This is a genomic window from Corynebacterium belfantii, assembly GCF_041898185.1.
Taxonomy (GTDB): Bacteria; Actinomycetota; Actinomycetes; order Mycobacteriales; family Mycobacteriaceae; genus Corynebacterium; species Corynebacterium belfantii.
Map to the genome: position 1 here is coordinate 2715697 of NZ_CP157823.1, position 11110 is coordinate 2726806.

Annotated in this window: 9 protein-coding genes and 1 pseudogene; 4 read left to right on the forward strand and 6 right to left on the reverse strand. The window is 54.4% G+C overall.

Going from position 1 to position 11110, the window contains the following annotated elements; genetic code table 11:
* Positions 1 to 119 precede the first annotated feature (119 nt).
* The 3 genes and pseudogenes from ABMV07_RS13405 to ABMV07_RS13415 all read right to left on the reverse strand — a co-directional run bounded on the left by ABMV07_RS13405 (position 120) and on the right by ABMV07_RS13415 (position 1998).
* Positions 120 to 1434, reverse strand: a pseudogene (locus tag ABMV07_RS13405) (ISL3 family transposase).
* Between the two features lie 89 nt (positions 1435 to 1523).
* Entirely contained in the window at positions 1524 to 1727 is a 204-nt protein-coding gene (locus tag ABMV07_RS13410; RefSeq protein WP_374064714.1) for a hypothetical protein, read from the reverse strand.
* A 163-nt stretch (positions 1728 to 1890) separates the two neighbouring features.
* Positions 1891 to 1998, reverse strand: a complete 108-nt coding sequence (locus ABMV07_RS13415) for an AAA family ATPase (protein ID WP_374064715.1) — start codon at positions 1996 to 1998, stop codon at positions 1891 to 1893.
* Positions 1999 to 2341: 343 nt separating this feature from the next.
* On the opposite strand from ABMV07_RS13415, the gene ABMV07_RS13420 reads away from it, so the two are divergent.
* The 4 genes from ABMV07_RS13420 to ABMV07_RS13435 are packed head-to-tail and all read left to right on the forward strand — an operon-like array spanning position 2342 to position 5804.
* A complete protein-coding gene (locus tag ABMV07_RS13420) occupies positions 2342 to 3331 on the forward strand; it encodes an ABC transporter substrate-binding protein (protein ID WP_088266171.1) in 990 nt (329 codons plus the stop codon).
* A gap of 4 nt (positions 3332 to 3335) precedes the next feature.
* Complete coding sequence (locus ABMV07_RS13425; RefSeq protein ID WP_088266172.1) at positions 3336 to 4382, forward strand: FecCD family ABC transporter permease; 1047 nt, start codon at positions 3336 to 3338, stop codon at positions 4380 to 4382.
* Entirely contained in the window at positions 4379 to 5140 is a 762-nt protein-coding gene (locus tag ABMV07_RS13430) for an ABC transporter ATP-binding protein (protein ID WP_197690120.1), read from the forward strand. Before ABMV07_RS13425 ends, ABMV07_RS13430 begins: the two co-directional genes overlap by 4 nt.
* Before the next feature lie 16 nt (positions 5141 to 5156).
* Positions 5157 to 5804 carry a (2Fe-2S) ferredoxin domain-containing protein gene (locus ABMV07_RS13435; protein WP_374064717.1) on the forward strand — a complete coding sequence of 216 codons (648 nt, stop codon included), beginning with the start codon at positions 5157 to 5159 and terminating at the stop codon, positions 5802 to 5804.
* Positions 5805 to 5911: 107 nt separating this feature from the next.
* On the opposite strand, the gene ABMV07_RS13440 is transcribed toward ABMV07_RS13435, so the two are convergent.
* The 3 genes from ABMV07_RS13440 to ABMV07_RS13450 all read right to left on the reverse strand — a co-directional run bounded on the left by ABMV07_RS13440 (position 5912) and on the right by ABMV07_RS13450 (position 11110).
* Entirely contained in the window at positions 5912 to 7627 is a 1716-nt protein-coding gene (locus tag ABMV07_RS13440) for an RNA-binding domain-containing protein (protein ID WP_197690122.1), read from the reverse strand.
* Between the two features lie 151 nt (positions 7628 to 7778).
* On the reverse strand, positions 7779 to 9506 hold the full coding sequence (locus ABMV07_RS13445; protein WP_197690123.1) for a DUF5635 domain-containing protein: 1728 nt from the start codon (positions 9504 to 9506) through the stop codon (positions 7779 to 7781).
* A 95-nt stretch (positions 9507 to 9601) separates the two neighbouring features.
* Positions 9602 to 11110, reverse strand: a complete 1509-nt coding sequence (locus ABMV07_RS13450; protein WP_197690124.1) for a DUF6119 family protein — start codon at positions 11108 to 11110, stop codon at positions 9602 to 9604.

Sequence of the window (11110 nt, forward strand, 5' to 3'; positions counted from 1 at the left end):
TATTGGGCAGCCCTAGTTTGAAATGTTCTGCGAAGCCGAGCGTTAGTTAACGCGTCCATAGCACATTGCGGTGCGCTATCCATTGGGGTGACCGGACTGTGACGGTGCTGAATTCTGGCTCATCGTAATTGAGGGTGTAGAACCGGTCTGAAGCCGCCGGACTCGAGCAGACATCTCGCAATGTAGTGCGTGAGGTTGCGGTATCCCAGTGCTAAGCCCCGTAGGTGTTCGAGCCTGCCATTGATCGCTTCGGTAGGCCCGTTCGATGTTCCCGGTCGGGTGAAAACGCCAGGACATCAGCAGCTCGACGCTTCAGAGTCCGTCCTAACCGCTTGAGTTCGACCAGTCCTGTCGGCAGATTCGTTGTCAGATCGTCGATGACTGATTGTAAGAGCTTCTTGCCCTCGTTGCCGTCGTTGGTTCGGTAGGCGCTCACAATGTCTTGATAGACGGCCCAGGTGACTTCGACGGCGGTGAAGTTGGCGTTGGCGAACAGGCCTACGATCCCCTCTCCTGCTGCTTGGCCGTGAGCAGATCAGCACCGGTGTGCAAAGTCCTACGCGCCCGATACAACGGGTCTGTCGCTCGTCCGCGATGCCCGGTGGTCTCCTGCTGAATGCGGCGGCGTACCTCGTCGAGGGGTATCACCGGCGAGTTTGACGACGTGGAACGGGTCCATGACTTCGACAGCCTCGGGCAGTTCCTCAACGGAGGCTGTTTTGAAGCCGGAGAATCCGTCCATCGCGACGACGTCGATGCCATCACGCTAGTCTTTCGTTCGGGTGTTCAACCATTGTTTGAACACCTGTTTCGACCGTCCGGGCACCATGTCGAGCAGGCGTGCCGGCCTGTTTCCTGGCTGATGGGGAGTCAGGTCGATGATGACGGTGACGTACTTGTCACCGCCCCTGGTGTGCCGCCAGACGTGTTCGTCGACACCAATGACGCTGACCGACTCGAACCGGGCCGGGTCGACGCGGTCAGCAGTCGATGTCCCTGCGCGAGGATCGCGGAGTTCGCGGTGTGCCAGGACACGGCGAGTTTGTATGCGATCACGGACACGGTGTCGTGGTCGATGACAAGGGCACACAGCGCCCAGTCGAGGCCGGTTCGCGAGATCTTCGCTCGTGGTGGCGCCACAGCAGTGGTGTTTTGACGCCATACGCGGCCGCATTCGACGCATTTGTACCGGCGGAGGCGAATGTGAAGCGTGGTGGGCCGGTGGCCGAAGGGTTCGTAGGCGAGGCAGCGGCCGACGGTATCGCGGACGATCCCGTGTCCGCCACACCGTCACCACCAGTCATCGGCAGTGTTGGGCTGGCATTCCAAAATGGCTTTGTGCCCGGTGATGTGCTGGCCAATGCAAGTAAGGTCGAGGGAGTCGAGTCGGCAGAATGTTGTGAGGTCAGGAGATGAGAAAGTAGGCTTGGACACGTCGAGGTCTTTCGGATGGAGTGTGCTAGAACTTCCATCATCGGAAGACCTCGGCGTCTATCCGGACAGCGCCACGCCGTGTCCTGGAATCACTGATCCACACCCTCAATTACGAAGAGCCGCAAAACAGTGCGGTTAAAGGGGCCGGTTTGCCGGCCTAATGCCGACTGCCACGAGTCACTCATCAGATCCTCGATCTGCGACAACGCCGGATGCCCAGGCAGCACATCAACACCAAACCGCTCCGAGCGCATCGGAGTAATCTCAGCCGCGATCTGCGACTCCCCTCTCACGCAGCGGAACAAAAATCGAATACACCGTTTTAGCCAGCGAGTTCCGCTCCGCCACCTCATCATTCAGGCCATCGAGGTAGATACTTTCCGTTTGCTCCTCCGTGAGCATCAGCTGGGTGGCATTGCACTTCGGATCGCAATCCACATGCAAAACCCGTTTTCCCTACAGTGCAAAGTAATGGGCCACGTTAGTAGATAGCGTGGTTTTGCCTACGCCGCCCTTGTTGTTGAAGAAACTGATCGTGCGCACTTCATATCCCTTATAGATCACCGTTTGTCGCTTAAAAATCTAACAACATTGGCTGCAAAACAGCGACCGCGGCAGCGCAGCTCCTACCCCCGGGGTGCACGAGTGAAGGTTCCGTACCGACCAGTGAGTAGTTCGTGCCAAATTAAAGATTTTCTTATATCTCCGACCTGCGGAAATGCTGCGGGCCCCAAAAAGTTTTGGCACGAACTACTCACTCGAAGCTGTCGGCACGATGAAAACGAAACTCATCCCCATATAAGGTTCGACCGTGCTAACTTAATTGTTTGCTGGCATGCCACCTAGCAGCGATGCTGTCGCGCAAATCCAGCTTTCCGTCGTTCGTTTCTCATGATTGGGATTAATAATGAAAAAGTGTGGGTTTGCCAGCTTGGCAGCGCTTGCCACTGTAGGACTGCTATCGGGCTGCGTCGGCGCACCGGAGTCGAACAAATCGACAGAGACTTCCGGCGACTACCAGCCAGTGACCGTGACCAACTGTGGCGTAGAAACCACCTTCACCGCTGTGCCGCAACACGCTGTGACCACCAACCAAGGGGCAACCGAGATGATGCTGGGACTAGGCCTAGAAGACAAGATGGTGGGCACCGCTTACCTAGACGATCACGTCACCCCATCGCTGCAAAAAGCTTTTGACAAGGTCCCTGTGCTTTCCGACCAGGGCTACCCTTCCAAGGAGAAGTTCTTCGAGGTAGATCCTGATTTTGCTTACTCTGCTTATGGTTCTGCGTTTACAGAGAAGAATTTGGGTAGCCGTGAGCAGTTGAAGGCAAGTGGCGTGAATACGCGCATTATTCCTTATGGCTGCCCTGAGAAGAAGGATCAGCCTAGTGGTGCCAGCATGGATCCGGTGTGGGAAGAGGCGATGACTGTTGCCAAGATCTTTGACATCACCGAGCGTGGCCAGAAGGTAGTTCAGGAGCAGAAGGACCGTTTTGCAGCTCTTGAGAAGAAGGCTCCTGCGAAGGGCAAGAAGTTCGTGTGGTACGACTCCGGCGATAAGGATCCGTACATCGGTGCTGGTGAGGGCGGCCCGCAGATGGTTATTAATGCGCTGGGCGGCAAGAATATTTTTGAGTCCGAGAAGGGCAACTGGGCTCATTTGTCGTGGGAGTCTGTGATTGAGGCGGATCCGGATTTCATTGTGGTGGCTGACCCTACGTGGGATACCGCTGCGAAGAAGATTGATTATATGAAGAATGATCCGGTGTTGAGCCAGTTGCGCGCGGTGAAAAATGATGCGTTTTTGAAGGTGAAGTTCTCGGAGTCGACGCCTGGTTTGTCGTTGATTAATGGTGCTGAGAATCTGGCTGATCAGTTGGCTGAGTTGAACTAGTTTTATGTTGGTGCAGCGTAAGAGCCGTGCGGTTGTGCTCGGTGTGGCTTTGTGTGTGCTGACGGTGGCGTTGGCGCTGGTGGCGTTGCATGTGGGGGCGGCGTCGATTCCGGTGGAGCAGTCGTTGTCGGTGATTGGCCGCAGGCTTGGGCTTATCGACGGCTCCTCCGTCACTGTTTTTGAGGACCAGGTGGTGTGGCAGCTGCGGTTGCCGCGTGTGCTGGGTGCCCTTGCTGTGGGTTGTTGTTTGGCGATTTGTGGGGTAGTGCTTCAGGCGTTGACGAGCAATGAGTTGGCGGATCCGTATTTGCTGGGTATTTCTTCGGGTGCTTCGGTGGGTGCGGTGACAGTCATTGTGTTTGGCGTGTCGCTTCCTGCGGTGGCGTTGTATGCGGCGATTCCGACGGCGACGTTTGTGGGTGCGATTGCGGCGACTGTGATTGTGCTGGTGTTAGCCCGAGGCAAGTCGGGCTATTTGCCCCCTGGGCGCACGATTTTGGCTGGTGTGGCCGTTGCGCAGCTGTGTGGCGCTTATACGTCGTTGGCGATTTTGATGTTCGGTGAGCGTGGCACTGCTAATACGGTGTTGTCGTGGACGTTGGGTTCGTTGGCGGGTATTCGCTGGCCACATGTGGCGTTGTTAGCAGCGGTGACTGTGGTTGCGTTGGTGGTGATGCTGGGGGCGTCGAGAGTCCTCGATGCGTTCTCTTTTGGTGAAGACGCCGCCGCTACCCTAGGCATTAACGTCAATCGTGCGCGGTGGATGTTGCTTATTGCCACCTCGTTGATTACCGCATGCACGGTGGCCATTGCTGGACCGATTGGCTTTGTGGGTTTGACGGTTCCGCATGTGGTGCGCCTGATCGTAGGGCCGCGTCATGCCACATTGTTGCCACTTAGTGCGCTTACTGGCGCGTTTTTGATGGTGGGTGCTGATACGTTGGCGCGCACACTGCGGGAAAATACTGAGATTCCTATTGGTGTGGTCACTGCTGTGGTGGGTGCCCCGTTGCTGATTTATTTGCTTCGGCGTCAGGCGGCGCAGTCATGATTTCTTTTAGTAACGCTGAGTGGGTCACTGATGGTGGCGACCGCATTGTTCACCCCACATCGTTGGAGTTGCCGAGTCGCGGGCTCACGGCGATCATTGGCCCGAATGGTGCTGGTAAGACGTCGTTGCTGCGTATGGCTGCGGGCATTGTGCGGCCGTCGGCAGGCGAGGTGACGTTCCAAGGCCGTGTGTTGGGTTCGATCCCGGCGCGGGAGCGGGCGCAACAGATTGCGCTTATGGAACAGCAGCCGACAACGCAGCTTGATTTGTCGGTTCGCGATGTGGTGGAGCTGGGCCGGATTCCGTTTCGTAATTCGTGGTCGTTTGGCCAGGCAGCTGATGATCGCACGATTGTGGAGTCGGTGATGCAGCGGGTGAGCGTGGATACTCTTGCCGACCGCCGCTGGCTCACGCTCTCCGGCGGCGAACGCCAACGCGTCCAACTCGCCCGCGCACTGGCACAGCAGCCTTCCCTTTTGCTTCTCGACGAACCCATCAACCACCTCGACATCGCGCACCAGATTGCGTTCCTTGAGCTCGTGCAATCTCTTGACATCTGCGCTACCGCCGTCATGCACGATCTTGATCTGGTGGCTGCCTTCTGCGACTATGTTGTGGTGGTGGCAGATGGACGCGTGATCGCCCACGGGGACATTGACTCCACGTTGACCGAAGAGCTCATCCGCGACGTTTTCAATGTGACAGTCTCCGTGAGCAACACCGACCGCAGGCGGGTGACCTGGCACTTTGACCACTAGTCGCATCCTTGTCAGCATGTCGTGGGCCGACGCCACCATCGACTGGGCACCCCACGCCAACAGCCTCGACGCACACATAGCCCACCTCCAAGGAGGCGACCCCAACCGTGGCCTCACCACCGTGCTGTCAGCCTGCGCGCACAGCAACCGCATCATCTTGATCCCCTGCACCCACGACCACAGCGTGGGTGTCTCCTGGGTAAAGCGGGTAGCGCGCTGGTGGCTGCACACCACCAACTGGGGTGGCGAACTCTACATCACAGGAGTGGGTTCGGATGTGCCAGAGGTTTCTGATGTTTCTGAGTGCCGGCGTATTACCTGCACAAACCCCGAAACCCTGACCAACCCCGCATGGCAAAATCCCCCACCGGTAGCCAAGCACATCATCGTCTGCCAGGGGGTGCGCTGCCTAGCTAAGGGTGCCGACGAAGCCCTGCGCGAACTGCATGACGCACTTGATGCTGCTGACCTCCTCGACACCCACGTGCTGGTCACACGCTCCGCATGCCTCTATCCCTGCAACCGAGCACCAGTCATGTGCGTGCAACCAGACATGAAATGGGTAGGCCCCGTAACCTCCGACACCATCGACGATGTGATGCGGCTGGTAAGGGGTACAAGTGGGCGTCGCAACGCCTGCGGCTATGAGCCAGGAAGAAGCTGAGTCAACGTGTCGTCAGGATCGGCGACACCCGCGTACCACTACTGGCCGTTGTGCCACTAGCATCCAACCGTGGTTCTCAGCAGCAGCAATCCGCAGGTTTTCCTCCGTTAGGTTTGCACACTCCAGTGGTAGGTGGTTCCGTGAACGCCCCAGCCTCCTTCGCGCACAACTAGCCCGACAGCTTGCAGTTTATCGAGCGCAAATCTCAGCTGTCCTTGGCTCAAACCTGTGGTGCGCAGCAGTTCTTCAAAGCTCTGTTGTGACTTGAGCTCTAATGCGCGGGCTATTGTTGGCGCATTCTTGGTGATCTTTGCCAGAGTTGTTTCCTCTTTTTCCACACGGGGCACTTGATTCTCACTGTGTGCTCCTAGAGTGAAAGTCTTATTATCACTCTCAATGAAGCCACGCTTCTTCAAACCATGCATGAGTTTTTCCGCCTCGGCCACGGTTATGGGCGAAAACTCATTGAGGATCCTGGACAAATGCCAGCTTTCCCCTTTTCGTAGTCCCACTAGCAGGTGCTTTTCGACGGCGGTAAGGCCATCTCCTCCAATACTGCGCAGCCACTCCAACTCTGCTTCGCTGAAAACTGAGGCACCATAGAGAATCGCAGTGAACTGCACACCAGTATCAATGAGTTGAGGTTTTGCCAACAGTGCCTGACGAGTTTGTCTCAATACTTCTTGGATACCAGCGCCTTCGCCTTCGATGACACTGTAGTCGGCTTCGGTGCGAACTCGTTTAGCAATGTCATAAAGGCGGGGATTTACTGCGTTCTTGGAAAGAGTTGCACTCTCCAACTGTTTGACTGAGACTCCCCGAAGTCCACCCGGATTAGAGATGATGAGGCGATCGTCGCAAAGCCTAATCTCCACCCATTTTCCATCAGAATTGGGGCTTAGATCGCGGTGCACCAAGGCATTTGCGATCAGCTCGCGGACGGCAGGCAACGGGTAGACGCTCTCCTTGCGCATGTTTCCACTGGAGTCGTAAACATTCCGCGTCGGCGCATTCTGTTTTACCCACGTCAGTGCAGATTCGAGCAGGTCAGGAAGAGGGCCTTCAAAGTCCTGCATATTCCTAGTACGCACACTGCTGCCTTCGCGCGGCAATTGCACTGCAGCTGTAATACGCAGCTGTGGAGCCTTACCCTGCGGATACTCGCCCAGGGCGTAGATTCCGGCCAGCGTGAGTTCGCCCTTTACCGTCACGATATTGAGAGTTTCAAGCAGTTCTTGGTCATCAATTTTCTTGGACAAGATGCGGCTTCCCGCGCGCGCAGCCTCGAGGAAACTCTTTACCCGAACAGAGTCTAAGCCTCGGATTGAAGAGTTCAAGACTGGGACTACATCGAACTGGAAGTTCTCAGAATGAGACAGCTTCTGGATCTCAACGAGTGCGAGATCAGCATCGTTCATTTCGTAGTCTCCATCGGATTGCCGCAGGTAGGCAACACCTCGATAGTGCGCCGGACGGTTTTGCAACGGCACTGGATTGACCTGTGCCACAAGCACCTGCTTACCCTCTAGAGTGAAAATCTCACACTCGATCATAGGGGCCGGTTTCACACTGTTACGAGTCTGACTAATGAGCGCTTCTTCAAGCGCTGCCGCATCCGCAACACCGACGACTTCAAAGTCACGGTTTTCATCCACGCCTAGGATAATTGTGCCCCCACTAGGCATATTGGCAAACGCACATGTTGTTTCTGGAAGGTTTTCCGGCAATTCACTAGCACGCTTAACTTCGATGTCTGTGGAGTCACGATGCAAACGCCGAAGCTCAGCTAGCTGCTCAGTCAAACTGTCCAGAGTCCAATTCATACTCTTGAGTGTAACAGTGAGACTTTAGAGTTGCACTGTTATTTTCCCCTGAGGCTTTTATTGGCGTGACCTGCCGATTGTCAGAATAGAGGGGGTCTAATCTAACAATGAATCCCGCAATTGTGGAATCCTTGGTGGAATAGCAGGCGGCTTAGTCCACCCGTCTGTAGCGCCGCGACCGGCCACCACCCACAGCGATAACTCGCTCCTCGTCCACTAATCCATCAACACATGCTTTGGCGGTTCCCCGAGAAACTCCACACATCGCCATCAAGTCACTGGTAGCCAGGTCCCCAACTTCACTCAGCCACAGCATCGCCGCGTTGGTTAGTTCAGCTTGGTCTGTGGACAGATATCGAACTGGAGAAAACGGTGAAGGCTCGACCTTACGCAAAATCTCGCGACAAGCATTGCCGAGCAGCCACACGCCATCGTGCACGATAATCAAGGGTTCTCCAGCAACCGTAGTTTGACGCGCCGCTTCCAACGCATTTCGTGACGCTTCTTTACCTGATTGCAGACCGCGCGCAACTATGTCAATCGTTATGAACGGTCTCTGAAACAGAAGGTAAAGGACAATCGCGATCCGATAATCGTCTTGGCGCGCTTCCGGAACTATCGACGAAACCAATTCCAACACCGGCAGCACCGGACGGCCACCTACTAGGGTCGTTTCTACAAACGGCCCTGCGATTTCCTCGATCGTTGGTGGGCGGTGACCAAGTGCGATCATGGCTTGATACATGCGATCCACGCCAACGCCTTGCTTGTCCACCAACCCCAGCGCACGATACAGGTCGGCGAGGGCGGGATAGCGAGCAGCACGGTTGCTCAGCACGTTTTCGCTGGTGATTGCAGCAGGGAAGCCACCAGGACTGCGGACGATCAACGTGCTATCGAGTTCAATCCAGCGCACATCAATTGGCTCGCTTCGATTCCAGTCGCGGTGAATCATAGCGTTGAGCATGGCTTCACGAACCGCCAGGCGCGGAATCTCAGGTACTGGTTTGTGGACGAAGCCTTCCACCACGGTGTTGTTCTTATTCACTACATTCAGCGCCTGTTCCAGATAATCCAGCTGTTCTAGGCAAGACTTCTCCGGTTCCGGCACCACTGTGTTCAGCACTTGGCCGCCGTGCACATCAAAAATGCTGAGCTCGATCGCAGTGCGGTCGAGGGATGTGAAAAGCAGCTTTCCGGCCTGCGACAGGAATCCTTCGGCATCCAGCGCGCCGATCCCACGCAGGAGTTCTTCATCGGTGAGCTCTGCGAATGCGGGATCCCATTTTCGGGCCAAGGTAAGCGCAGCAGGGCGGGCGTCGCCCAGCGTAGCGGTGGTGACTTGCGCCATTGGGTCAAATCCGGCTTGAGCTCGCTGGTATTCCCACCATTCCGCTCGGTCAACAGGCCGGCAGGAGTCACCAACCCGCCACCGCAGTCGATCCGAAGTGTCTTCTACTGGTTCCGCGGCGGCAGCCACATAGATGGCGAGGACCCGCTGGCCGAGTACACGCTTTGCGACGACATCAGGCGCCACATCAATTCGGGTGAAGATACCTTGACGCAGCCAATCGATGTCTAGCTCAGTGCCAATAATCCGACCCGTCTTGTCCTCGATTCCCACGATCAACGCGCCACCGCCGGGTGTGTTTGCCATGCAGGCGACTTCGTCCGCCAACTTATCGGCAGCCTCAGGATTCTCCGGCTTGCCGGGCTCAATCTGCGGACCATTGCGACGGCCGGCCTCTTCCTTGAAGTCAACCGACTGTGTCTCTTTGGTTTTCTGCACTCGCCCGTCGGCAGCCGAGGCCAAGATGGACTCAACTTGAGCAATAAGTTGCTCACGACGGTTTTCCATGTTCGGCAAGCTCAGAGTCACGACACACCACCACTTGGGAATTGTTAGAATAGGGACCCCCTATTCTAACAATGAATTGGCGCTCGGCGGGTTTCGTGGTGGATTAAGGTCGCCCCCTACGTCCCTTTAGGTTTTGGCTCCTTTCGGCAAAGCTTCAATTGTGGAGAAACTCCTGCATCCCGACAATGCCGCGCCCATGCCTCGATCTTTTGCTTAAGAATGATCGACTTGACTTCCGAAATTCTACTAACCGGTGTCTGACGCTCGAAACCCAACCAAAGACAATATTTCTCAATCTTATCGGAATAGTTAGTTGATGCACCGTTTCTTAAAAGATCAATCACACTCATGGACTGATCGACCACATAACCAAGTTTGGAAGCTGATCCAAATTTAACAGCGAACAGCACATTCCCTTTCCGGAGATCCCATGCTTCCGTTGGAGCTTTCCCTTTTGTTTTTAAATTGGAGAAGTCCCGGTCCCCATTTATGTAGCCTAATTTCTCAGCACGAATATTGAATTCCTTTTCGATTAGATCGCACGGAATAACGCTGAATTCATTTTCACACGGAACAACAGGAATCCGGTCTACATGGAAATCGAGCATATTTAGATAGTCTTGATTAAACTCGCGCCATCTTCCTTCCGTCAATACAATTCGTTCATCGTCAGGGGTGAATTCTAGAAAGTCGATCAAATTCTTTGTTATCTTCTGTATTCCATCACTGAACACCCGAATCTTAACATTCGGCAAATCCATATCGGCAATCTTGTTCCCGACAATAAAGCCCCTTATCCTTTCGATCTCCAAATCGTCGTACAGGGGAGACTTAGTTCTTCGCAAGCAGATTTGATATTGATCATCTGGAGAAAATACAAAACCCACGCCAGATAGCGTATATGCAGACACCGATACTAGCTCCGATTTACTCCCACCTCGCACGGCCGAGTATAGTTGCTTTTCAAGCCTCGAAATAGTTTGCTCATCTTCAATGATTTCAGTTCTTGGTATCGGGACTATCGGGTCACTTTCAAGCACATTGATTAGACAATCAAGAACCTCAGGAATTTGGAAGTAGTCTATTTCAACGCTTATCTGGCATGATTGACCAAATTTCCCCACCTTCCCAAGCTGCTCTACAAACTGCTCCCTGATGGAACCCTGGACATAATCAACAGAATTTCCAGGTGCAACGTTGAGCTCAGCGTTTGAGTTAAAATTCTTTATTCCCTTTTTCTGTTTACTCTGGAAGAATTTTTCAGATGTTGAAGCAACACTAGAAGCATCGATTATTCGTTTCGCCACTTCAATACCGAAGTTGTGGTCACAGAATGGCCGAATGTAAAAGTGTGACTTTCCATATGAGATGATAAAGATGTGATTATCACTCTTTGCGCAAACGGCCGCGAAATACGAGCGCGCCTCAAAGGTGTTGTCTGGCAGGAGAAATTTTAATGGCAAGAGCCAACCAGGCTCAGCCCCTGTTGGTTCTTCTGAAAAGTAGAACTGGAGTTCCCATCCATTTGTCTCCTGTACATTCTCGAGTTGAAGTCCCACATCTTTGAGTTTATTTATTAATGGCACGAGGTTGTCATCATTGATTTTGAATATGTTCAATTTCAT